This is a genomic window from Chryseobacterium sp. GW823-FHT05E08, from assembly GCF_058795655.1.
In genome coordinates this window covers 438321-460998 of the sequence record NZ_JBXAHY010000001.1, presented here as the reverse complement: position 1 = coordinate 460998, position 22678 = coordinate 438321, and the positions used below count along the sequence as shown (strand labels likewise).

Sequence of the window (22678 nt, the reverse complement as noted above, 5' to 3'; positions counted from 1 at the left end):
TTCAATATGATTTTTATTATTAAATGCTGATGTAAATTCATATTCAACTTTCATTAAGAACATATAAAGATCAAATTATTGATATAATTTTTTCAAGTTTACTTCAGAACAAAAAAAATGCACCTTTTCTCAAAAGTGCATTTATATTTTAATAACTGAAATAAATTAATGTTTTACAACAGAAACATCTTCAGGTTTATGTTCATGTCTGAATAAAATAGCAAACAAAATAGCTAAAACCAATGCATAAGCCGCAAAAGCTAGCCAAATATTTGTCCAGTCTCTTAGCATTACTGCAGAAGTTAAAGTTCCATCTGCATTTACAGCTGAATTGAATGTATTTTTAAGAATCTCAAGAAAAGTAGGATTGCTTGGTGTTGTATCAAGATAAGTTGATAATTCTGTAGCATTTACAAATTTATGGGTAAAGAATTTATCAATTGCCCAACCCGCAATATTACTTCCGAAATACGCTCCGAAACCATTTGTCATCATCATAAATAATCCCTGTGCTGAAGAACGCATCTTCTTATCTGTAGTCGTTTCCACAAAAAGTGATCCCGAAATATTAAAGAAATCGAAAGCCATCCCGTAAACGATACAAGATAAAATGATTAATGAAACACCATATCCTTCCGGAGTTCCGTATGCGAAGAATCCGAATCTTAACACCCATGCAAACATTGAAATCAACATTACTTTTTTGATTCCGTATCTCTTTAAAAAGAAAGGAATCGCCAAAATAAATAACGTCTCAGAAACCTGAGAAATCGACATTACAATGGTTGATCTTTGAACTACAAAAGAATCTGCATATTTAGGGAAATGAGAAAATTCACTCAAAAATACGTCTCCATAAGCGTTTGTCAACTGTAATGCAGCTCCCAAAAGCATAGAAAATCCGAAAAATAAAGCCGTTTTATAATTAGCAAACAACTTGAATGCATTCAAACCTAATTGTTCAAATATAGATGTACTTTTATCTATTAATTTCTGTGGCGGACATTTCGGTAAAGTCAATGCGTAAATTCCTAAAATAATGGCTGCAATTCCTCCAATATAAAATTGTCCTTCTGTAGCCTTATTTCCTGTAAGATTGGTAACCCACATGGCCACAATAAAACCTATTGTACCCCAAACACGAATAGGGGGGAAATCTTTAACAACATCCAAATTACTGTTCTTCAAAACAGTATAAGAAATAGAGTTTGCAAGAGCGATTGTCGGCATATAAAAACACATCGCAACAAGCATTATTAAGTAAAAAGAACTGGGAGTCTCTGTATGTGGTAAAATGAAAAGTGTAATCCCGTAAAGGATTTGTAAAACAGAAAAAATTCGTTCTGCATTCACCCATCTGTCGGCAATAATTCCTGTAAGGGTCGGCATAAAAATAGAAGCTATCCCCATTGTTCCGAAAACAGCCCCAAACTGAGTTCCGTCCCAATGTTTTGTACCGAACCAGAAATTAGCCATCGTAATTAGCCATGCTCCCCAGACAAAAAACTGAAGAAAGCTAAGGATGGTAAGTCGTAGTTTTAAATTCATAGTTAGTGTAAAATATCTCTTTTAGTCAATTTTCTTTTTCCTTCTTTTGATCTCCTCCTGGATCTCCAAAGCGGTGTCATAATCTTCTTCTTTTACGGCCTCATCCAATAATTTCTGAAGCTCCTCCATAGAAAGAGATATTAAGTTGTCTTCCGACTGAATGGTTTCAGAAAACGGCTGTTCTTCTTTAGCAACATCTTCAAGTTCCAGCAAAATTCCTGCTTCATTTAAAACTTGCTGAGTGGTAAAAATAGGAGCATCGAATCTTACTGCCATTGCAACAGCATCGGAAGTTCTGGCATCAAGAATTAACTCTTCATCATTAACTTTATTTTTAAAATTAATATTTGAAAAGAAAACGCCGTCTACGATCTGATAAATGATCACAGAGATCAATTCATAATTAGTAGAAACTATAAATTTGGTGAATAAATCGTGTGTAAGAGGACGAGGCGGATGTATGTCTTTCTCCAGACCAAGAGAAATGGATTGTGCCTCGAAATTTCCTATAACAACAGGTAATTTTATGTGTGTTTCTTCATGTTCCAATAACAAAGCGTACGCCCCTGATTGGGTCTGGCTGTACGATATTCCGCGAATAATTAGCTGTTTATAATCCATAACTACAAATATAAATTAATTTTTTATTGTAGGATTTACTTTTTAGACAAAAATAAAAGCCCGGAAGCCGAGCTTTTATTGTATTTATTTGAATGTGAATAGTCAAATGTCAATTCACTTCGTTGTCAATTTTAAAAATTCACTATTGACTTTCGACGCAAAATTCACAATTCACTTTCTTATCCTTTGATTGCTTTAATCTTCTCAGTTAATGCAGGAATAATCTGGAAAGCGTCTCCAACTACACCGTAATCAGCTGATTTGAAGAACGGAGCTTCAGGATCACTGTTGATTACAACGATAGTTTTAGAAGAGTTAACTCCAGCCAAATGCTGAATAGCTCCAGAAATACCAACTGCAATGTAAAGATTTGGTGAAATTGCTTTACCAGTTTGTCCAACGTGCTCTGTGTGAGGTCTCCAACCGATGTCAGAAACTGGCTTAGAACAAGCTGTAGCAGCGCCTAAAACGTTTGCTAATTCTTCGATCATTCCCCAATTTTCAGGACCTTTCATACCTCTACCTGCAGAAACTACAACTTCAGCTTCTTTAAGGTCTAGTTTTCCAGAACTCTGTTCGTGAGAAATTACTTTAGTATCTTCGTTAGCTACTGATAAGTTTTTCACTTCTTCAGAACCTGAAACTGCATTTTCTTTAACACCAAAAGCATTTTGAGAAACAGTGATAATTACACCAGCTGCTTCAGATTTTGCATGCATGAAACCTTTTCCTGAGAAAGCTCTTCTTTTCACCTGGAATGGAGAAAGACTTTCTGGAGCAGCCAAAGCATTAGTAATTAAAGAATGTCCGTTCATTACTGCCAACATTGGAGCAACTGAAGAGGCATCTGTAGTGTGAGGGAAAACGATGATGTTTCCGTTTGCTACTTCACTTACAGCCTGAGCATAAGCTTTAGCCGAGAAGCTTTTAAGACCTTCGTCTTTAATATTGATAACATTTGATGCTCCATATTTATATAATAAATCTGAAGAATCTGTAGGGTTTACAGAGATCGCTGTAACGGTATCTCCAGCCTGATCTGCAACAGCTTTAGCATAAGAAACCGCTTCAAAAGCTGCTTTCTTGTAAACTCCATTTATATTTTCTGCGTATACGAATACTGCCATTTTTTTTAAATTAAAAGATTAAAAAATTTAATAATTAAAAGATTAGAGTGGATTTAGAAATCGAATTAAACTTCATACTTCTTACCTCCAGCTTCCGGCTTTTAGATAACTTTAGCTTCTTCGTGAAGTAATCTTACCAATTCATCTAAATTATCCGGAGAAACAAGCTTTACAGTAGCTCTTGGAGGAACGCTGTCATAAGAAACTCCCTGAACTTTCACTTCTGAAGAAGTAGGCTCTACAACTTGCAAAGGCTTTGTTCTTGCAGACATAATCCCTCTCATGTTTGGAATGATCAAATCTTTTTCATCCACTAATCCTTTCTGACCCGCAATTACAGCAGGTAATTTCACAGAAATAGTTTCTTTACCTCCTTCAATTTCTCTTACTGCAGTAGCTTCAGCTCCGTTTACGTCTAAACCTACAGATGCATTTACGAAAGGCTGATTCAACAACTGAGCAACCATTCCCGGAACAGATCCACCGTTATAATCGATAGATTCTTTACCGCAAAGGATTAAATCATAACCCCCATTTTGAGCAACAGCAGCAATTTCTTTAGCTGTAGAATAACTGTCTTTTGGATCAAGATTTACTCTTACCGCATCATTTGCACCGATTGCCAAAGCTTTTCTGATTACCGGTTCCGTAGCAGTATCTCCTACATTGATCACTGTTACAGTAGCTCCTTGAGACTCCTGAAGTTTAACCGCTTTTGTCAACGCAAATTCGTCTAATGGATTGATAACCCATTGAATACCGTTTTTGTCGAATGCAGATTTATCTGCTGTGAAGTTAATTTTGGAAGTAGTATCCGGAACACTACTAATACAAACTAATATTTTCATGTGTACTATTTTATTGTTTCCCTTTTTACACCATAAAAACAGGTGTTTTATGAAGAGATTTTGTTTTAATTAATTTTTGCTAATATAAATAAAAAATATATTATGCATGCATAATACTTATTAATTTATTATTCAAAGCATTAGATGTATTTACTTGGCTGGTTTTGTTGCCCTAAACTCGATCTTGCTAGGTAAAACCCTAGGATTCATTTTTAAAATATCTAAAACAAGATTTCCCATATCATCAGGCTGAATCTTCCATTCGTCTTTTTCTGAAGGTACATTTCCATTGAAATTGGTTGCTACCGAGCCCGGCATTATTACAGTTGATTTGATATTGTATTTTCTTAGGTCAACCATTGCAGCCTGTGTGAATCCAACAACTCCAAATTTTGATGCATTGTAACCTGTTCCGCTTTCGAAGAAATTAGTTCCTGCTAAACTTGAGATGGTAATATAATAACCTTCGGACTTCTTTAATTCTTCAACAGAAGCCTTTAAAGTATAGAAAACTCCTGTAAGATTGGTTTCTATCATGTCATTCCACTCTTGTGCGGATAATTCATCAACAGGTTTAAAGATTCCTAACCCAGCGTTGGCAATCACAAAATCCAATCTTCCAAATTTTTCAACTGCTTGTTTTACAGCTCCTTCTTCGTTTGCAAGAATTTTCACATCAGAAACTACTCCTAAAACATTTTGAGAATATTGTTTTAATTCCTGTTCCGCTTTTTCTACATCTTCTTTTTTTCTCCCCGAAAATGCCACCGAAATACCATTTTCAAGTAAAATTTTTGCGATTCCGAAACCTATGCCTTTGGTTCCACCTGTTATATATGCAACTTTATTTTCTAACATAAGATTAATTTTAATTCCCTAAAATAAATAAAACCTGTCAATAAAAATGGTTTATTCATACTAAGATTTATCACTTATCAGTCATTTATATTAAGATGAAAAACATTTAGACAACAAAAAAACGCCCTAAAATAAGAGCGTTTTATCATTTTATAATTTTAAATTATTTTGAATAATTCTCAAAAAACAATGGGATACTTTCAATTCCTTTATAGAAGTTGAATAATCCGTAATGTTCGTTTGGAGAGTGGATCGCATCAGAATCTAATCCGAATCCCATCAACACAGACTTAGCACCTAAGATCTGCTCAAACATTGCTGTAATTGGGATACTTCCTCCACCTCTGTATGGAAGAACTTCTTTTCCGAATGATGATTCCATCGCTTTTTTTGCAGCGGCAAATTCTTTAGTATCCGTCGGTAAAACGTAAGGCATTCCTCCGTGATGTGGAGTTACTTTTACTCTTACGTTATCCGGAGCGATTTTATTGAAATATTTCGTGAATTTTTCAGTGATTTCTTCCGGAGTCTGATAAGGAACCAAACGCATCGATATTTTAGCAGAAGCCTTAGAAGGAATAACTGTTTTTGCACCTTCTCCAGTGTAACCACCCCAAATTCCGTTACAGTCTAATGTAGGACGGATAGAAGTTCTTTCAAGTGTCGTGTATCCTTTTTCACCTTCTACACCTTCCAATCCAATAGATTTTTTGAATTCTTCAGGATTATCCTTCAATTTATTCATATCAGCTCTGTCTTCGTCTGAAACGTCTTCTACGTTGTCATAGAACCCGTCAATTGTGATTTGTCCGTCTTCGTCGATCAACTTTGCAATCATTCTAGAAAGTACGTGAATCGGGTTTGGAACCGCTCCACCATAAAGACCAGAGTGTAAATCTCTGTTTGGACCTTCGATTTCAACTTCAACATAGCTTAAACCTCTTAAACCTGTTGTAACAGTCGGTTGCTCGTTGCTATAAATATGAGTGTCAGAAATTAAAATACAGTCGCAAGATAATTTCTCTTTGTTTTCGTTTACGAAATCTCCTAAGCTTACAGAGCCTACTTCCTCCTCACCTTCTAAAATAAATTTAACGTTACAAGGAAGAGAATTGGTCTTCATCATCGCTTCAAAAGCCTTTAAATGCATGAAAAACTGTCCTTTATCATCTGCAGAACCTCTTGCGAAGATTGCTCCGTCCGGATGAAGTGCTGTTTTTTCGATATAAGGCTCGAAAGGAGGTTTTGTCCAAAGTTCCAACGGATCAGCAGGCTGAACATCGTAATGTCCGTAAACCAATACTGTCGGTAAGTTTTTATCTAAAATTTTCTCTCCAAAAACGATAGGATATCCTTTTGTCTGGCATACTTCAACATGATCAGCACCTGCATTTTTAAGGTGTTCTGCGACAACATCTGCACATTTCAATACGTCATCTTTATAAGCAGGATCAGCAGAAATAGAAGGAATTCTCAGTAACTCAAATAACTCATCTACGAAACGCTGTTTGTTTTCGTTAATGTAATTTAATGTCTCTTGCATTGTAAAAATTTGTTTTGCTAAAAGTAAAAAAAATGCCCTGCAGGAGCAAACAAAAAGAGATAATTTTCCTCAGGTTTATTATTATGCAGGTTTTAAGTGGATTATCTATATAGTTTTTTTTCTAATTTCCGCGAAGTTTGTCATCCTGTAAGGATCTAAGTATAGTATTAGAAAATAGTTTGGAAAGATTCGCGTCTAGATGCTTTCAGCATGACAAACTTTCCGGATATCTTTCAAATGTTTAAATAACCAACTGCAACCCTAGCCCCGATTGCAGAATTTGTTTGAGCTCATTTTGATAGTTTCGGGGCGGTGGCTTTGCCACCGCCCCGAAACTATCAAAATAGCGAGTGCGAAAAGCGGGATAAAGCTTCAAAAAAAATGTCCCACATTTCTGCAGGACATTCTTTATATTTTTACTAAATAATTAGTGTTCAGCTTTAGCTTTATCAGCCTCTGCAGGTTTTACAGCAGCTGTACTGTCTGTTTTCGGAGCTTCAGCACCGTGTTTTTCAGCAGTAGCCTCTTCTTTATGCTCTGCAGCAGCTTCGTGACCATGACCGTGAGCTTCAGCACCTCCCTGGTGATCATCAGAATATCTTTCTGTACCTTCTTCAAGTTTAATGATATTCTTATTTCCTCCAGCTTGTATTTTTTTACAGCTTACAGCTACAGTTGCAATAGCTAAACATATAATTAATTTTCTCATGCCTAAATTTTTGATTGCCCAAAATTAAGAAATCTTGCTTTTTTCGGCAACATTTTTATATTGATTTTAAAATAATTTTTCCTTTTTTGGATTGTGTAAAAATAAGGTAGCTTTCACCACCGTCTTTTAGTCCGTATTTCTTTTTGAGTTCTTCCGGTTTTAGTGGATAATTTTTTGAGATGATATTAAATTGCTCTTTCTTCTTAACATCCTTACTATCAATTACTTTAACTTCTAAAACCCTTCCCGGAAAATCATTTATTTTCTCATCAGAAGTATAGAAATGACTATTTGGATGAAGTTTTTTCAGGTTAAATTTTTCTGAAATCAAATTAAAAATTCCAGCCTTTAAAATCGAATGATTTGGAATATAAATGAACTTTTCGGGCTCAGAATATTCAGAATGAGCATTTTCTTCGTCTCCAAACTCATATTCAAAGTCAGATTCTCCGCTTTCTAAGTTCACACATTTGCAAATAATCTCCCCTAAATTTTCCTTTGATAAGAAAATGACAATTTCTTTTACATCATTTTTGAGTGCGATGATTTCAATTCTGAAAATATTCGGTAATACAGAAACTAGATACTTCAAATCAATCAATGGAGATAGTTTTATGACTACTTCATTTGAAATTGATAGTAATTTATTCTGAATTTCCAAGATATTTGGTGAAAGATCTTCCAATAAGAAGACTTTGTTTTTATTATTATCTCTTCTCGCAGGATCTAAGTAAATGACATCAAAAGTTTCTTGATTTTCATTGAGGAAATTTTCCAATTTTTGGTTGATGAATTTCGCCTTCTTTTCTAAAACATTCCAATTGTGTTCTACAATATCTAAAAGTTCGGAATTTTGTTCAACAAGCGTGATGTCTTTAAAGTTTTGAGAAAGATAATAGGCATCGATTCCGAAACCGCTTGTTAAGTCTATGAATTTCTTTCCTTTTAAAATTTCAGATTTATATAAAGCTGTTTTTTCTGAGGATGATTGTTCTAGATTAAGCTGTGGTGGGAAAATAATTCCTTCTTTTAATAAAAATGGAAATTTTCTCTGTGCGACTTGTTTTCCTTTGATCTGTTGAACAATTTCCTGCATGGAAACTTCAGGAAATGGGGATTTTTTTAATAGTAATGAATGCAAGTCTGTGGTTAGATTTGCATTGATGTAGTTTTGGATTTCTTTGTTTTGTATTTTTTTATTTCCCACAGATTCGTAAGATTATTTGATAGATGTTTCTGCTTTATTTTTTCTTATTTAATTAATCCAGATTTCCGTTTATTTTTCTAAAAATACTTTTGTCGATGTAATCAGTGTAGAAATTGACTAAAATACCTAGCTTTAAATCTGTTAATTTTAAATAGGTCAACAATTGTTGATGATGAATATTCTTTATTTCTGTAACTGCTTTTACCTCAATAATAATTTTATCTTCTACAATAATATCAGCAATAAAGCTAGAGTCAATAAAAGCATCTTTATATTTGACCTTCATTGGAACCTGGGTTTTAACTTGTAATCCATTATTTTGAAGTTCATAAGCTAAAACATTTTCATAAACTTTTTCTAATAAGCCGGGACCAAGTTCGTTATATACTGAAAATATTGATTTCCTGACATAAAAACTTATCTCATTTTCTTTCATCGTATTTGTGTGTTTTTATTTAAATTTTCGCAAAATTATATGCTCAATCATCTGTGAAAATTTGTGTAATCTGTGGTTAAATATTTTGGTATGGTTATTTTTTTTAACCACAGATTTTCACAGATCAACACAGATGATTATGTTTAAATTTATCTGTTATAAAAAATATAATCCGTTAATACAGGTTCAATTCCGTTTTGCTTTAGTAAAGAATTGATTTGCCCTCGGTGATATGTCGAATGATTTATTGCCTGAAAAAGCATCTCAAAAATAGTGTTTTCAAACTTTGTTCCTTTTGAATTTTGATATTCAATTTTTAGGTCAAAATCTGAATTTTCAACGATTTGAATGCTTTTCTGAAAGTTTTGATGATTAATCTCCTGTAAGCTTTCAAAAGGATTAATCTGCCAGACTTCAAAAGATTTTTCGCCTAAAACTCTTGAATTCCAGACTTGTTGAGCGTTTAAAGTGTGATTGATCAAACTGATTGTTTTATCGTCGATCTTAGAGATGTTTTCAGAAATAGTTTTAATCATTTCTTTGTTGAAATGATAGGTATATTCAAATAAATCGATCAGTTTTTCTTTCATTATTCAAACATTTCAGCCCAACGAACGGCTTTTATTTCTTTTTCGTTATATAATTCAGCAACAGACTTTTTAACGTCTAATTTTGGATATAAATTAACTCCAATTATTTTTATTTTACCATCTTCAACCCAATTTTGTTCTTCAACAGCTTGGTCGTAGATCTTTTTTTGGATAACTCCATTTTTTAGAAGCTCTAAATAACCTCCAGCTTCTTCAATTTCAACAAAGAAAGCCCAAGATTTGTCCGCAATCTGTTGCGTAATATCTTCAACATAATAACTTCCGTTAGACGCATCTTCAAATACATTAATGATACTTTCGTAAGCTAAAACAATCTGTTGTTTGAAAGAGATTTCTTCCGAATTTTCCGTGCTTTTTTCAACTGCATAATTCGTACTGTAAACAGCATCGGCACCTCCTATCATCGCAGACGCAAGCTCCAATGTAGAACGGATAAGGTTGTTTTCACTGTCCGCAACTGCTTTATTTCTTAATGAAGTTTCTGCAAAAATGTAAGGGATTTCATCTAAACCGTATTCCTTAGAAAATTGGTTAAAAACAAGTTTAAAAGCTCTTAATTTAGCCGTTTCGAAGAAATAATTTCCTCCCACAGCTATTTTGAAGATCAGTTTATTAAAAATTTCCTGTCCATAAACTTCTACAAGCTCTTTTGCTTTTGCTAAAGCAATACCCAACTGCTGATAGATTGCAGCACCAGCATTTTGATGAAGAGAAATATCAACACAAATATTTCTTTTGAAGTCTTTAGCTAATAATTCTTTAGCCAACTGATCATCAATAATTCCATTTTTTTCATCAAATACATCGATTAACGAAAAATATTGATCGTTATCTGCGGGACTAATATGCTCCGCCAAATCTTTATTATTAATGAAAATTGTTTTCTCCTCAAGGTTTTCAACGTTATGCTCCAATAGAAACGCAAAAACGTCATCTTCTAAACTTTCATGATACTTTGCTACCAAATGTGTGCTTTCCTCAACTTTTGGAAGGTTTACTAAAGGTTGTTGAACCGAACTGTAGAAAGGTTTTACATCAATTCCTTCTAAATTTTCTTTTTTCAGAATGGTGTAAATATCTTCTGTTTTAAGTTGCTTCTTTACTAAATTTTCCCAGTTTGGAAAAGTATCTGTATTTGACATATCAATTATAAGTAATGAATAATGGGTAATTAGTAATAAAATAAATCTTTAAAAAATTGACAAGCAAAGCGAATTGACTATTCATAATTCACTTCTTTTAATTATTTTTTAGCAACATTTGTGCTGTCTACAACCAGAATAAAGATTTCTTCATTCGGTTTTTTCATAAAATAATTTTCTCTTGCGTATTTTTCTTTTTCCGATTTATTGTTCATTAGTTTCTTATAAAACGTATCATTTTTTTCGTATTCAGTTTTATAATATGCTAATTGTTCTTCGTATTTATTGATCTCACCGTTGAGTTCATTGATAACAAGAAACGAAGTTTTATCAAAGAAAACCATCCAAACCAAGAACAGACAGATTGTAAGTACATATTTATTTAAAACATAATTTTTAATAAATATGAATGTCTCCGACTTTGGTTTAATTTCTTTAATAAGTTTATTCTCTTCCATTTTTAGTGTTTTCTTAACGAGTTTTTGATGACGGTAGTCAGAAAATCAATTGCTACAGAATTTTGCTTCATGTTCGGGATAATAAGATCGGCTTCATTTTTTGAAGGCTCAATAAATTCCTGATGCATTGGCTTTAAAGTCGTCTGGTAACGGTGTAAAACTTCGCTCAGATCTCTTCCCCTCTCCTGTGTATCTCTCCTGATCCTCCTGATTAATCTTTCATCAGAATCTGCATGTACAAATACTTTCAGATCAAATTCCTTCAACAATTCTTTATTTGTAAGTACCAAAATTCCTTCTACGACCAATACATTTTTAGGTTCTACAGTTACGTGATCTCCGGTTCTGGAATGCGTCACAAAGCTGTAAATCGGCTGTTCTATAGGCTCGTGATTCTTTAAAGCTTTTACGTGTTTCAGCATCAATTCAAAATCTATCGACTTTGGATGGTCATAATTTAAGGCTTCTCTTTCTGTAAGCGTTAAATTATGGTTATCATGATAATAATTATCCTGAGAAAGGATGTTCATTCCTTCGATATCAAGCTGTTGAAGTATCTTATCAACAACTGTAGTTTTGCCGGATCCTGTACCTCCCGCAATTCCTATTACAAGCATTCTTTTTGTTTCTATATAGTTTTTACAAATATACTATTTTAGTTGAATGCAAATAAAATAATGGGTACGGAATTTATCCAATAAAAAAATCCGATGCGCAAACACCGGATTTTAATTCAACTTTTTTAAGTCTTATTTTTTGATAAATTTAGTAGATAAATCTATTCCTTTGATATTTAAAATATAGTCTCCTGTCTGAAGATGAGAAACATTGATTGTGTTTTTCCCATTATTAATGGTAGTTTCCAATACTTTTCTTCCTTCCATATTATAAACTTCTACTTTTTCTTCTTTGTTTACTTTCATTGAAATATTCAAGATATCAGTAACCGGATTCGGATAAATAGCGATAATTTCTTTTTTAGCAACATCATCTACGCTTAAGACGCAATTGTAAGCTGGCAAAGTATATCCCGCAGCTGTAAATTCCTGCGTCATTGTAGTGATATCGCTACAAGTATATCCGAAAGTTCCCAACATATCAATAGCAGCCTGTCTTACAGCAATAGCTGCATTTTGCTGATTTGTGCTTGAATCCGTCATTGATAATCCTTCTAAAAAGGCTCTGTCGGTTTTTGCCTTCCCAATTTTATTATATATTCTCATCAATGCAGAAGCCCAAATCTGCCCTCTTGTATGAATCGCTCCTGATCCAGGATACAAAACAGTGTAATTGGTGATTCTTCCTGCCCAATATTCATTGTGACCATCCCAGCTGAACATCCAGTTATAGGCTGGTGCTGATGAAGGCCATTGATTTAAACTTCTACTGTATGACTGCGCCCAGTAATCTCCGCAACCTTCGCTTAATCCCTGAACCTGAGATAAACTTCCGTTGGTTAACCAATCGTGAAGTCCGTGTCCTAATTCATGCAAAACAACGTCTGCATCTTCAGCATCATCTACACCTCCTTCTCCGAAAACTAATCTTCCGTTACTGTAATAAGAATTATCATCACCGTCCAATCCATGCGGATCGTACCATAATATTCCTGCATTCGTTAATGGTATACAAGCAATATTTAATGTTTGATTAATGTAACGTAAGCTGTTATCAACGTGCCAATAAGCATTTACCGCTTCAAATCCCTGATCATTTCTATTAAATAAGAATTGATTGGTTGCCTGAGTAAAAAGTCCTGTAGAAGGTGTTTCTAAGTCTTTAATCTCTGCATAAGATCCTTTTAATTTATAAACTCCGCCTGTGAAATCCAATTCCGGGATTGTAACTAAAGTTCTCGCTGCATCTAAACTTGCATTGGTAGCATCATTGTTGTCAAGATACTGTCCTGCGTACGCAACCTGCATTTGAGAAAGTGGATCCGGATTGAAAATATATCCTGAACCAGATACCAGAACTTTTTTAGCGCTTACCTCTTTTTTTTGATTTTTTTTTGTCGGTTTTGGAGCTTCATTTTTACCATGATGATAATTTGCAATATCTTTTACGCTTAATACGTTTCCGTTTTGTGCATCTATGATTGTTTCCCAGCTTCCAGGATTGTCGTGAGAGTTGGTAAGAATTCTGTAAACCAATTTAGTTTCTCCGTTTTCTGTAAGATAAACTAATAATTTATTTTCTTCAAAAGTGATTTCTCCTTTAGTTTTTGAAGCTGTATGAGCTTTTTGAAGAGCTTCTGAAGCTGCAATAGACGGATTTGTATTGATATCTTTAATATCTCTTTTAAAACTGTCTGTAGAAGTATAAGTTATTTTTCCTTCTTTGTTAAAGTGTAATACGATTTCTGATTGAAAAACCGGCACTTCCTTAATCATCTGCTGAAAACGTAATGTTTCTCCAGTACTTCCTTTCTTGACGAAATTTAATTTAAGCTGACTAAAATTCTGAATTCCCAAACTTCTGGAATTTTCAGTGAGCCACCTTTTAGCCGGAGCTTCTAACGACGATTCCTGCGCCGCTAATGCTGAGCAAGAGAGTACACAGCCCAGAATTAAAGAGTTAATTTTTAATTTCATATGATGTTTTTTAATGTTATTTAGCTAAAATAAAAAAGATTATCGAAATACCAATGTTTTTTGACAATAATTATTAAAAAAACATTAAAATATCACAAAATATGAAACCTACAATAAAAAAGCTCTAACAAATTGTTAGAGCTTTTATTTTATACGATTTCGCTAGTTAATTCCCTTGAAATAAGTTTTTCATGCATAGGCTTCACAATATCCATAGATCCTGTTTTCACTGTGCATTTGCCTTTGTAATGTACCAACATTGTACACTGCTCGGCCTGTTCTAACGTATGTTTACAAATCTCTATAAGAGAATCAATTACATAATCAAAGGTATGAATATCATCGTTATGCAAGATCAATTTATAAACATCATCCGTTTCTTCCAATACCAGAACTTCTTCTTCATATTGGCGTTTTGGATCTTCGTAATCTTTTATACTGTTATAAAAAATCATTTTTAATTATTTTTAAACTTCCCCTAATTTTTCAGCCAGATCACTCAGGCTATTTGGTTCATCATAAACCAATTCTACAAGCTCAACGCTCTTGTTATTCATTTTCAAAATCTTGAAATGATAATTTAATAAGTCGAATTCCTGATTTTCTTCCGGAATATCTTCTAATTCATGAAGAATAAGACCGGCTAGTGAGTTATATTCACTTTCTTCAGAAAGAGGTAATTTCTTCGGTAAATGTTCATTGATTTCATCTAAAGGCTGTGTAGCCTGTACCCAATACGTATTTTCACCAATTTTATCTACCAATTTTTCTTCATCATCCTCTTCATCCTGAATTTCACCTACAAGCTCCTCCAAAATATCTTCTAAAGTAATGATACCTTCAGTACCACCAAATTCATCAATTACAATAGCTAAATGCTGTTTCTTTTGTTGGAAAGTCTTCAATAAATCTGAAATTTTCTTACTTCCGACAACAAAGAATGCATCACGCATTAATTCTTTAAGATCATCATGACTAAGCTCGCCCTTTCTCTTAACAAACTCTCTGATGATTTCTTTTGTATATAAAATACCAATCACATTATCAATAGAATTAACATAAACAGGGATTCTTGAATACCCGCTATCCATAATTTTATTGATTATTTCATTAATATCCTCTTCAAAATCAATTGAAGTAATATTCTGACGAGGAACCATGATCTGTTTTGCGGAGTGATCTGTAAAATCAAACGCATTTTTAATGATCTCATAGTTCTCTTCTTCAATCTCACCGCTATCAGCACTTTGTTTTACCAAAAGCTGAAGTTCTTCTGTTGAATGGATCTCCTGTTCAGATGCCGGGTGAATTTTCACCAATCTTAAGAAAGTATTCGACATCAAATTCATCAACCAAATAAATGGTTTGAAGACCGTATAAAAAACTCTCAACGGAACTGCTGTTGCCATTGTAGTTGCTTCCGATTTTCTGATCGCAATTGATTTAGGAATCAATTCTCCAAATACAATATGCATCACCGTAATTAAAACAAAACTGGTAACCACTGAAATTGTGGTAATTGTTGTCTGCGCCATTTCTACATTCAAGGAATGGAAAATATTGTCAACAACATGGTGGAGAGCACTTTCTCCAACCCAACCTAAAGCAAGTGATGCCAACGTGATACCAAGCTGTGTAGCAGATAAATACTCATCAAGATGTTTAATAATGTGCTCTGCCTGTTTTGCCATGGAGTTACCTTCGGCTGCCTTTAACTGGATTTGTGAGTAACGAACTTTAACAATTGAAAATTCTGCGGCTACGAAAAAGCCATTTAATAATACAAGAAATACGGCTAGTAAAAGCCTGACTATGTCCGAGTCCATTTAGAAATTATATATTTAATTGATACAAAGATATACAAAATAAAAATAACAAAAAAAGCACCGAGAATATCGATGCTTTAATATTTTGTTAAATTAATTCTTTACGAATTTTTCAAGGCTTCTGCTCCTGAAACGATCTCTAAGATTTCGTTTGTAATAGCTGCCTGTCTTGCTTTGTTGTAGAAAATTACCAAATCATTTTTAAGCTCCTGCGCGTTGTCAGTTGCTTTATGCATTGCTGTCATTCTCGCACCGTGCTCAGACGCTACAGAATCTAAAACAGCTTTGAAAACCTGAGTTTTAATAGATTTTGGAATTAAATTATCTAAAATTTCAGCTCTATTTGGCTCAAAAATATAATCTGTTTCCACTTGAGGCTCTGTAGGATCAACTTCAGCCATTAAGATAGGCAGAACTTGTTCTGTAGTAACTTCCTGTGTCGCAGCATTGATGAATTTATTATAAATTACATAAACTTCGTCAAATTTCCCTTCTTTGAAACTGCTCATTGCTGCTTCAGTAAGATTAGAAACTGCTTCAAAGTTCAGATTATCAAAAACGGCGCTTTCATTTGAGTAAACAGAACGAGTCTTTCTTACAGCATCGTAAGCTTTTTTACCAATTGTAAGAACTTCAATTTCGTATTGAGCATTCTTCTGAAACTGAATATTAAGTTCCTTTACAACATTAGAGTTGAAAGCACCCGCCAAACCTCTGTTTGAAGTTACAGCGATGAAAAGTACTCTTTTAACCTCTCTTTTTTGAGCATAAATAGAAACCTGGTCAGGATCTGAACTAGAATTTACATTCTGGATGATCTCCTGTAGCTTTTCAGAATAAGGTCTTAACATTACGATTGCATCCTGTGCTTTTTTAAGTTTCGCAGCGGAAACCATTTTCATAGCACGCGTGATTTGCATCGTAGATGAAATTGAACTGATTCTTCCTCGTATTTCTTTTAAGTTTGCCATATTGGGTTAGTTGTTGGTTGTCGGTTGTTGGTTGCTAGTTTTAGAAAATTCTGTCAACTATCAACCAACAATCATCAACTAATTTTTAGTTATATTTTGCAGCTAAATCACTAGCAGCCTGCTTAAGAACACCTGTAATTGAATCATCAATTTTCCCAGCTTTAAGAGCAGCCATAGTTTCAGGGTGCTTAGATCTTAAGAAAGCGATGTATTCGATTTGGAATTCTTTAACCTTTTTGATAGGAACGTTTCTCATTAAGTTCTCTGTACCTGCATAGATCATAGCAACTTGGCTATCTACAGGAAGTGGAGAATTTACTGGCTGCTTAAGAAGCTCTACGTTTCTTTCACCTTTAGAGATAACCGCTAAAGTTGAAGCATCAAGGTCTGAACCGAATTTCGCGAACGCTTCTAGTTCTTTATATTGAGCCTGGTCTAATTTAAGTGTACCAGAAACTTTTTTCATTGATTTGATCTGAGCGTTACCTCCTACTCTCGATACAGAGATACCAACGTTGATCGCTGGACGAACCCCTGAGTTGAACAAGTCAGACTCCAAGAAGATCTGTCCGTCAGTAATAGAGATTACGTTAGTTGGAATATACGCAGAAACGTCACCAGCCTGAGTTTCGATAATTGGAAGTGCAGTTAATGAACCACCACCTTTTACAAGAGGTCTTAAAGACTCAGGTAAATCATTCATTTGACTAGCAATTTTATCGTCAGCGATAACTTTTGCAGCTCTTTCCAATAATCTTGAGTGAAGATAGAAAACGTCTCCAGGGTAAGCCTCACGTCCCGGTGGTCTTCTCAATAGTAGAGAAAGCTCACGGTAAGCTACCGCTTGTTTAGATAAATCATCATAGATGATCAATGCCGGTCTACCAGTGTCTCTGAAGAACTCACCGATAGATGCACCTGCCATTGCAGAATATACCTGCATTGGAACTGGATCTGATGCGTTTGCAGCAACAATTACAGTATATGCTAAAGCTCCTTTATCAGAAAGAGTTTTAACGATTTGTGCTACTGTAGAAGCTTTTTGCCCGATAGCAACATATATACAATATACAGGATTTCCTGCATCAAAAAATTCTCTTTGGTTGATGATCGTATCAATTGCAACAGTAGTTTTACCTGTTTGTCTGTCACCAATGATAAGCTCTCTCTGTCCTCTTCCTACAGGGATCATAGAGTCGATTGCAACGATACCTGTTTGTAAAGGCTCAGTTACCGGCTGTCTGAAGATAACTCCAGGAGCCTTTCTTTCCAATGGCATTTCGTATAATTCCCCAGAGATAGGACCTTTACCATCGATAGGATTACCAAGAGTATCAACTACTCTACCCAACATACCTTCTCCTACTTTAATAGAAGAGATTCTGTTTGTTCTTCTTACTGTATCTCCTTCTCTTACTAATTTACTTTCACCAAGTAGAGCAACACCAACGTTGTCTTCTTCAAGGTTAAGTACAATACCTTCTACATCACTAGAAAATTTCACCAACTCTCCGTATTGTACGTTTTCTAACCCGTATACACGAGCAATACCATCACCGATGGTTAAAACTGTACCTACTTCCTCAACGTTTGCGTGAGTATCGAAGTTGGCCAATTGCTGTTTTAAGATCGCAGATACTTCTGCCGGATTTATTTCTGCCATTGTATGGTTGTTTTTTTCTTAATTTAATTGAAAATCTTTTTTAATGTGATTAAGCTTAGATTTCACAGAGGCATCTACCTGCTGATCTCCTACTCTTAATATGTATCCTCCCAAAAGATCAGGATTTACATTTAGTTTCAAATCAAAGTTTGAACCTGCTTTTACTAAGTTTGTAGATCCTAATATCTGATCAATATTTTCTTTCGAAAGTTGAGTTGCCGTAGTAAGAGTTACTCTCTGTACTCCATTAATATCTTCAACTTTATTGATATATTCCTGAGCAATATTTTTCAATTGATTTTCACGACCATGTCTGATAACCAATGTGATTAAATTTTGAGAAGAAACAGATAAACCTTTGAAAATCTCTTTTGCTACCTCTACTTTCTTTTTAGCATCAATGTAAGGTGTCATGAAAAATTTGTTCAGATCCGTAGACTGAGACATCAATTTCGCAACATCTTTCATTTCAGAAAATACAGTAGCTGTTTGGCCTGTTTCATTAGTGAACTCAAGCAAACCCTGCGCGTATCTTTTAGCTACTTTAGATGTAAGCATTCTTAGTTAAGATTAGATTTGTTTAAATAATTTTGAACCAACTCGTTTTGAGCTTCACTGTTGTCTAATTTTTGTTTCAAGATAGACTCAGCAATGTTTACAGATAAAGTACCAATTTGAGATTTGATGTCTGCCATTGCAGCATTTTTCTCAGCATTGATAGTCTGTTTAGCAGATTCGATCATTTTATCTCCTTCAGTTTTAGCAGCATCTTTAGCTTCACCTACGATTCTATCTTTAATTTCTCTAGCATCTTTAAGGATAGCATCTCTTTCGATTTTAGCTTCACGAATGATTCTTTCGTTGTCTTCTTTTAATGTTTCCATTTCAGTTCTAGCCAATTTAGCTTGATTCAAAGCGTCAACAATAGAAGTTTCTCTATCATTAATAGATTTTAAAATAGGTTTCCAAGCGAATTTACCTAACAAAAATAATAGTGCTAGAAAAATAACAGACTGGATAATAAATAATCCTGATGAAAACTGATGAATTAATTCCATTATATTAATGTATAAAAAATTATTACTTTTTTCTTAAATTAACATTGTTGTAGCCAACCGCTACAACAATGTTTTTTTGTTTTGATTGGCTTATGATGCGAATAACGCAGCAAATGCAACACCTTCAACTAGTGCAGCCGCAATAAGCATAGCAGTTTGGATTTTTCCAGATTGCTCAGGCTGTCTAGCGATAGCTTCAAGAGCAGCAGCTCCGATTTTACCAAGACCGATACCTACTCCAAGTACGATAAGACCTGCACCAATAATTCTAGGGATTTCCATAATAAATATAATTTAAAAAATTGTTTCTAAAAAATTGTTAATTAATGATGAGCAGTATGACTATGCTCGTGTTCTTCAACAGCCATTCCAATAAATAAAGCTGATAACATTGTAAAGATATAAGCTTGTAGGAACGCTACCAATACTTCTAATAAATAAATTACTAATGTTAAGAATGGGAATGCCACTCCTGCAATCCAGTTATTAAAAATATAAATTGATCCAATTAAAGTCATTACTACAATGTGACCAGCTGTCATGTTTGCAAAAAGACGGATCATCAATGCAAAAGGTTTAGTGATTGTTCCCAATAATTCAATTGGTAACATAATAAATTTCATCGGTACAGGTACTCCCGGCATCCAGAAGATGTGTTTCCAATAATCTTTATTAGCTGAAAATGTAGTAATTAAATATGTAAGAATAGCCAAGAAGAATGTCATTGTAATATTACCTGTAACATTGATTCCGAAAGGCATTAATCCTAATACGTTTAAGAAAAGTATAAAGAAGAATACAGTTAATAAGTATCCCATGAATCTTTTATACTTGTGTCCGATATTTGGAATAGCAATCTCATCTCTTACGAAAATAATTAGAGGCTCTAAGAATCTAGCAGCTCCAGTAGGAACAACTGATTTCTTATATGATCTAGCCATACCTATAAAGATTGCAAGCAACACAACCGCCACTAAGAAAATAATAAGTACACTTTTAGTAATAGAAAGATCTAAAGGCTTTTCATTAGTAGGGTGACCATCTTTACCTAGTGATAAAGCTCCAGTCGCATCGGTTTTATAAATTTTCTCATGGTGCAATTTATAATAAGAACCATCTACTTCTGTTGGCTCACCATGTATAAAACCTTCTTTATTACTCATGAAAGAGTGAAAACCGTTATCATAAAAAATAACAGGAAGAGGAAAACCTATGTGATGACCTTCTTTGTCAACCATAAATGTAAAATCATGAGCATCCAATAAGTGATGATCAATAAACTCTTTGTTTTCTTTAGTAACTTTGTCTTTCTCTGAAAGCTCTTTTGCCGGAGCAGCTACAGCACTAGCATTGGACTCGCCATGTTGTGCAGAGACTAAACTTAACACAAAAATACTGTAGAATAAAACTGCAAATTTCTTAAACATTGATAGGTTTTTTTCGTTGTGCAAAAATAGAATTTTTTTTCTATTTTCAATAAATAATTTTACTGTTTTTTGTCATGATTAATAAGCGTGACCGCATAATATGTAAGCAGCGTTGTCAGGACAAAATATGGTATTATGAAATGAAATTTATAACCTGGAATGACTTCGAGATTCAATTTTTTCCTTATAAGGTACATTAATCCGAATTTTATAAGGATCAATCCTACTACTGATAATCCTAAGAATTGAGGTGCTACTCTATTAATTAAAATAATAAGCGTGATCATCATCGTAAACATTACACTTAGGAAAAGATAAAATTTAATAATAATGATTTCATCTAAATGATAAACAAATTTCCAAAGAGAAAAATGAATCAAGAATGTTAAAAAGAATAATACAACAACTAGAATATTAGGATTAGGTTTCATTATAAATTTATTTACTGTTTACAGTTTTGATGTAAACCGATATGTATTTCTATTTGGCGCAAAAATATGATTTTTAATTATAATATGACAGCGTTTACTCCCATGATTTTATCCTTATATATAATATTACGTGTTCTATACTTTGCATCTACCAAAAATTCCTTATTTTTGCAACCTATAATTTACAAATAAATATGTTTAATAGTTTACAGGATAAATTAGACAAGGCGCTTCAAAATATTTCCGGACGTGGAAAAATTACAGAAATCAATGTTGCGGAGACCGTAAAAGAGATTCGTAGAGCATTGGTAGATGCCGATGTTAATTATAAAGTAGCAAAAGACCTTACGAAAAGAGTTCAGGATAAAGCGTTGGGACAAAACGTTCTTACATCGCTTACTCCGGGACAATTGATGACGAAAATCGTTCATGACGAGCTGGTAGAGTTAATGGGAGGTTCTCAGGAAGGAATTAATCTTTCAGGAAAACCGTCTGTTATTCTTATTGCAGGTTTGCAAGGTTCCGGTAAGACAACTTTCTCCGGAAAATTAGCGAGTTATTTAAAAACGAAAAAAAATAAAAAGCCTTTATTGGTTGCGTGTGACGTTTATCGTCCGGCTGCAATTGAACAGTTGAAAGTTTTAGGTGGACAAATTGGTGTTCCCGTTTTCACTGAAGAAGGTTCTACAAACCCATCTACGATCGCTGAAAATGCAATTGCTTTTGCAAAGTCAAACGGTCATGATGTTGTAATTGTGGATACTGCAGGTCGTTTGGCGATTGATGAGCAGATGATGAACGAAATTAAATCTGTTCATTATTTCATTAAACCTAATGAAACGCTATTCGTAGTTGACTCAATGACAGGTCAGGATGCTGTAAATACAGCGAAAGCGTTCAACGATGCTTTAAATTTTGACGGAGTTGTTCTTACTAAATTAGATGGTGATACACGAGGTGGTGCTGCATTAACAATTCGTTCTGTTGTAGAAAAGCCAATCAAATTTATCTCTACAGGAGAAAAAATGGAGGCTTTAGATGTTTTCTACCCAGAAAGGATGGCCGACAGAATCTTAGGAATGGGAGACGTTGTTTCCTTAGTAGAAAGAGCTCAGGAGCAGTTTGATGAGGAAGAAGCTAAAAAACTTCACAAAAAAATCGCTAAAAACGAGTTTGGTTTTGATGATTTCTTAAAGCAAATTAATCAGATCAAAAAAATGGGTAACATGAAAGACTTGATGGGAATGATCCCGGGAGTTGGAAAAGCCATTAAAGATGTTGAAATCAGCGATGATGCATTCAAACATATTGAAGCGATCATTTATTCTATGACTCCGGATGAGAGAAGAAGACCTTCAATCATCAATACTCAGAGAAAGCAGAGAATTGCAAGAGGTGCTGGTAGAAAAATTGAAGATGTAAACCAATTGATGAAGCAATTTGATCAAATGGGTAAAATGATGAAGATGATGCAAGGCCCTCAAGGTAAGCAAATGATGCAGATGATGAGCAAGATGCCAAACATGCCGGGAATGGGCGGAATGGGAAAATAAGAAATAGTAAAAGCTCTATATAAAAGTAAAATCCGACTCAAAATTGA

At 34.1% G+C, this 22678-nt stretch carries 24 protein-coding genes; 1 reads left to right on the top strand and 23 read right to left on the bottom strand.

The genetic code is table 11. The features are described from left to right. Positions 1-165: 165 nt before the first annotated feature. The 23 genes from AC1Q7L_RS02160 to AC1Q7L_RS02050 form a co-directional block, all read right to left on the bottom strand. Entirely contained in the window at positions 166-1548 is a 1383-nt protein-coding gene (locus AC1Q7L_RS02160) for a nucleoside permease (RefSeq protein ID WP_492305619.1), read from the bottom strand. Between the two features lie 21 nt (positions 1549-1569). Further along, entirely contained in the window at positions 1570-2169 is a 600-nt protein-coding gene (locus AC1Q7L_RS02155; RefSeq protein ID WP_410690685.1) for a bifunctional nuclease family protein, read from the bottom strand. 179 nt (positions 2170-2348) lie between these two features. Then, positions 2349-3296: an electron transfer flavoprotein subunit alpha/FixB family protein gene (locus tag AC1Q7L_RS02150; protein WP_492305620.1), complete on the bottom strand. Its 948-nt coding sequence runs from the start codon at positions 3294-3296 to the stop codon at positions 2349-2351. A 101-nt stretch (positions 3297-3397) separates the two neighbouring features. Next, the gene (locus tag AC1Q7L_RS02145; protein WP_492305621.1) at positions 3398-4144 is read right to left on the bottom strand and encodes an electron transfer flavoprotein subunit beta/FixA family protein; all 747 of its coding nucleotides are present in this window, start codon (positions 4142-4144) and stop codon (positions 3398-3400) included. A 150-nt stretch (positions 4145-4294) separates the two neighbouring features. Beyond that, positions 4295-5002 carry an SDR family oxidoreductase gene (locus AC1Q7L_RS02140; protein WP_492305622.1) on the bottom strand — a complete coding sequence of 236 codons (708 nt, stop codon included), beginning with the start codon at positions 5000-5002 and terminating at the stop codon, positions 4295-4297. A gap of 163 nt (positions 5003-5165) precedes the next feature. After that, a complete protein-coding gene (locus tag AC1Q7L_RS02135) occupies positions 5166-6545 on the bottom strand; it encodes a dipeptidase (protein ID WP_492305623.1) in 1380 nt (459 codons plus the stop codon). A gap of 427 nt (positions 6546-6972) precedes the next feature. Next, positions 6973-7254 carry a hypothetical protein gene (locus AC1Q7L_RS02130; RefSeq protein ID WP_066758129.1) on the bottom strand — a complete coding sequence of 94 codons (282 nt, stop codon included), beginning with the start codon at positions 7252-7254 and terminating at the stop codon, positions 6973-6975. A gap of 55 nt (positions 7255-7309) precedes the next feature. Continuing rightward, a complete protein-coding gene (locus tag AC1Q7L_RS02125) occupies positions 7310-8461 on the bottom strand; it encodes a class I SAM-dependent methyltransferase (protein ID WP_492305624.1) in 1152 nt (383 codons plus the stop codon). Positions 8462-8513: 52 nt separating this feature from the next. Next, positions 8514-8897 (bottom strand): GxxExxY protein, encoded by a 384-nt coding sequence (locus tag AC1Q7L_RS02120; RefSeq protein WP_492305625.1) that lies wholly within the window; start codon positions 8895-8897, stop codon positions 8514-8516. A 149-nt stretch (positions 8898-9046) separates the two neighbouring features. After that, positions 9047-9487 carry a DinB family protein gene (locus tag AC1Q7L_RS02115; protein WP_492305626.1) on the bottom strand — a complete coding sequence of 147 codons (441 nt, stop codon included), beginning with the start codon at positions 9485-9487 and terminating at the stop codon, positions 9047-9049. Further along, positions 9487-10650: a methylmalonyl-CoA mutase family protein gene (locus AC1Q7L_RS02110; protein WP_492305627.1), complete on the bottom strand. Its 1164-nt coding sequence runs from the start codon at positions 10648-10650 to the stop codon at positions 9487-9489. The genes AC1Q7L_RS02115 and AC1Q7L_RS02110 overlap by 1 nt, the downstream gene beginning before the upstream one ends. A 101-nt stretch (positions 10651-10751) precedes the next feature. Continuing rightward, entirely contained in the window at positions 10752-11108 is a 357-nt protein-coding gene (locus tag AC1Q7L_RS02105; RefSeq protein ID WP_066758120.1) for an FtsB family cell division protein, read from the bottom strand. 2 nt (positions 11109-11110) lie between these two features. After that, the gene (gene udk / locus AC1Q7L_RS02100; RefSeq protein WP_066758117.1) at positions 11111-11725 is read right to left on the bottom strand and encodes a uridine kinase; all 615 of its coding nucleotides are present in this window, start codon (positions 11723-11725) and stop codon (positions 11111-11113) included. A gap of 132 nt (positions 11726-11857) precedes the next feature. Next, entirely contained in the window at positions 11858-13702 is a 1845-nt protein-coding gene (locus tag AC1Q7L_RS02095; RefSeq protein WP_492305628.1) for a T9SS type A sorting domain-containing protein, read from the bottom strand. Between the two features lie 149 nt (positions 13703-13851). Further along, positions 13852-14157 carry an ATP-dependent Clp protease adaptor ClpS gene (locus AC1Q7L_RS02090; RefSeq protein WP_072406158.1) on the bottom strand — a complete coding sequence of 102 codons (306 nt, stop codon included), beginning with the start codon at positions 14155-14157 and terminating at the stop codon, positions 13852-13854. Positions 14158-14169: 12 nt separating this feature from the next. Continuing rightward, positions 14170-15528, bottom strand: coding sequence for a hemolysin family protein (locus AC1Q7L_RS02085; RefSeq protein ID WP_410690694.1), 1359 nt, complete (start codon positions 15526-15528; stop codon positions 14170-14172). A 101-nt stretch (positions 15529-15629) separates the two neighbouring features. After that, positions 15630-16499: an ATP synthase F1 subunit gamma gene (atpG, locus tag AC1Q7L_RS02080; RefSeq protein ID WP_410690695.1), complete on the bottom strand. Its 870-nt coding sequence runs from the start codon at positions 16497-16499 to the stop codon at positions 15630-15632. 85 nt (positions 16500-16584) lie between these two features. Then, positions 16585-18162 carry a F0F1 ATP synthase subunit alpha gene (gene atpA / locus AC1Q7L_RS02075; RefSeq protein WP_410690696.1) on the bottom strand — a complete coding sequence of 526 codons (1578 nt, stop codon included), beginning with the start codon at positions 18160-18162 and terminating at the stop codon, positions 16585-16587. Positions 18163-18180: 18 nt separating this feature from the next. After that, positions 18181-18720, bottom strand: a complete 540-nt coding sequence (gene atpH, locus AC1Q7L_RS02070) for an ATP synthase F1 subunit delta (protein WP_410690697.1) — start codon at positions 18718-18720, stop codon at positions 18181-18183. Positions 18721-18722: 2 nt separating this feature from the next. After that, a complete protein-coding gene (locus AC1Q7L_RS02065) occupies positions 18723-19220 on the bottom strand; it encodes a F0F1 ATP synthase subunit B (RefSeq protein ID WP_410690698.1) in 498 nt (165 codons plus the stop codon). A 90-nt stretch (positions 19221-19310) separates the two neighbouring features. Continuing rightward, positions 19311-19502, bottom strand: coding sequence for an ATP synthase F0 subunit C (gene atpE / locus AC1Q7L_RS02060; RefSeq protein WP_027384648.1), 192 nt, complete (start codon positions 19500-19502; stop codon positions 19311-19313). A 41-nt stretch (positions 19503-19543) separates the two neighbouring features. Further along, on the bottom strand, positions 19544-20647 hold the full coding sequence (atpB, locus tag AC1Q7L_RS02055; RefSeq protein ID WP_410690699.1) for a F0F1 ATP synthase subunit A: 1104 nt from the start codon (positions 20645-20647) through the stop codon (positions 19544-19546). A 59-nt stretch (positions 20648-20706) separates the two neighbouring features. Beyond that, positions 20707-21078: a hypothetical protein gene (locus AC1Q7L_RS02050; protein ID WP_410690700.1), complete on the bottom strand. Its 372-nt coding sequence runs from the start codon at positions 21076-21078 to the stop codon at positions 20707-20709. A 194-nt stretch (positions 21079-21272) separates the two neighbouring features. Here AC1Q7L_RS02050 and ffh point away from each other — a divergent pair, with 194 nt between their 5' ends. After that, complete coding sequence (ffh, locus tag AC1Q7L_RS02045) at positions 21273-22631, top strand: signal recognition particle protein (protein WP_066758088.1); 1359 nt, start codon at positions 21273-21275, stop codon at positions 22629-22631. Positions 22632-22678 lie beyond the last annotated feature (47 nt).

Excerpts from the sequence above, each read along its gene's own strand:
- atpA (WP_410690696.1), bottom strand. The coding sequence starts at position 18,162 with ATGGCAGAAATAAATCCGGCAGAAGTATCTGCGATCTTAAAACAGCAA.
- AC1Q7L_RS02120 (WP_492305625.1), bottom strand. The coding sequence starts at position 8,897 with ATGAAAGAAAATGAGATAAGTTTTTATGTCAGGAAATCAATATTTTCA.
- atpG (WP_410690695.1), bottom strand. The coding sequence starts at position 16,499 with ATGGCAAACTTAAAAGAAATACGAGGAAGAATCAGTTCAATTTCATCT.
- AC1Q7L_RS02145 (WP_492305621.1), bottom strand. The coding sequence starts at position 4,144 with ATGAAAATATTAGTTTGTATTAGTAGTGTTCCGGATACTACTTCCAAA.
- AC1Q7L_RS02160 (WP_492305619.1), bottom strand. The coding sequence starts at position 1,548 with ATGAATTTAAAACTACGACTTACCATCCTTAGCTTTCTTCAGTTTTTT.
- AC1Q7L_RS02140 (WP_492305622.1), bottom strand. The coding sequence starts at position 5,002 with ATGTTAGAAAATAAAGTTGCATATATAACAGGTGGAACCAAAGGCATA.
- AC1Q7L_RS02135 (WP_492305623.1), bottom strand. The coding sequence starts at position 6,545 with ATGCAAGAGACATTAAATTACATTAACGAAAACAAACAGCGTTTCGTA.
- AC1Q7L_RS02095 (WP_492305628.1), bottom strand. The coding sequence starts at position 13,702 with ATGAAATTAAAAATTAACTCTTTAATTCTGGGCTGTGTACTCTCTTGC.
- ffh (WP_066758088.1), top strand. The coding sequence starts at position 21,273 with ATGTTTAATAGTTTACAGGATAAATTAGACAAGGCGCTTCAAAATATT.
- AC1Q7L_RS02090 (WP_072406158.1), bottom strand. The coding sequence starts at position 14,157 with ATGATTTTTTATAACAGTATAAAAGATTACGAAGATCCAAAACGCCAA.
- AC1Q7L_RS02130 (WP_066758129.1), bottom strand. The coding sequence starts at position 7,254 with ATGAGAAAATTAATTATATGTTTAGCTATTGCAACTGTAGCTGTAAGC.
- AC1Q7L_RS02050 (WP_410690700.1), bottom strand. The coding sequence starts at position 21,078 with ATGAAACCTAATCCTAATATTCTAGTTGTTGTATTATTCTTTTTAACA.
- AC1Q7L_RS02085 (WP_410690694.1), bottom strand. The coding sequence starts at position 15,528 with ATGGACTCGGACATAGTCAGGCTTTTACTAGCCGTATTTCTTGTATTA.
- udk (WP_066758117.1), bottom strand. The coding sequence starts at position 11,725 with ATGCTTGTAATAGGAATTGCGGGAGGTACAGGATCCGGCAAAACTACA.
- atpB (WP_410690699.1), bottom strand. The coding sequence starts at position 20,647 with ATGTTTAAGAAATTTGCAGTTTTATTCTACAGTATTTTTGTGTTAAGT.
- AC1Q7L_RS02115 (WP_492305626.1), bottom strand. The coding sequence starts at position 9,487 with ATGAAAGAAAAACTGATCGATTTATTTGAATATACCTATCATTTCAAC.
- atpE (WP_027384648.1), bottom strand. The coding sequence starts at position 19,502 with ATGGAAATCCCTAGAATTATTGGTGCAGGTCTTATCGTACTTGGAGTA.
- AC1Q7L_RS02155 (WP_410690685.1), bottom strand. The coding sequence starts at position 2,169 with ATGGATTATAAACAGCTAATTATTCGCGGAATATCGTACAGCCAGACC.
- atpH (WP_410690697.1), bottom strand. The coding sequence starts at position 18,720 with ATGCTTACATCTAAAGTAGCTAAAAGATACGCGCAGGGTTTGCTTGAG.
- AC1Q7L_RS02110 (WP_492305627.1), bottom strand. The coding sequence starts at position 10,650 with ATGTCAAATACAGATACTTTTCCAAACTGGGAAAATTTAGTAAAGAAG.
- AC1Q7L_RS02065 (WP_410690698.1), bottom strand. The coding sequence starts at position 19,220 with ATGGAATTAATTCATCAGTTTTCATCAGGATTATTTATTATCCAGTCT.
- AC1Q7L_RS02105 (WP_066758120.1), bottom strand. The coding sequence starts at position 11,108 with ATGGAAGAGAATAAACTTATTAAAGAAATTAAACCAAAGTCGGAGACA.
- AC1Q7L_RS02150 (WP_492305620.1), bottom strand. The coding sequence starts at position 3,296 with ATGGCAGTATTCGTATACGCAGAAAATATAAATGGAGTTTACAAGAAA.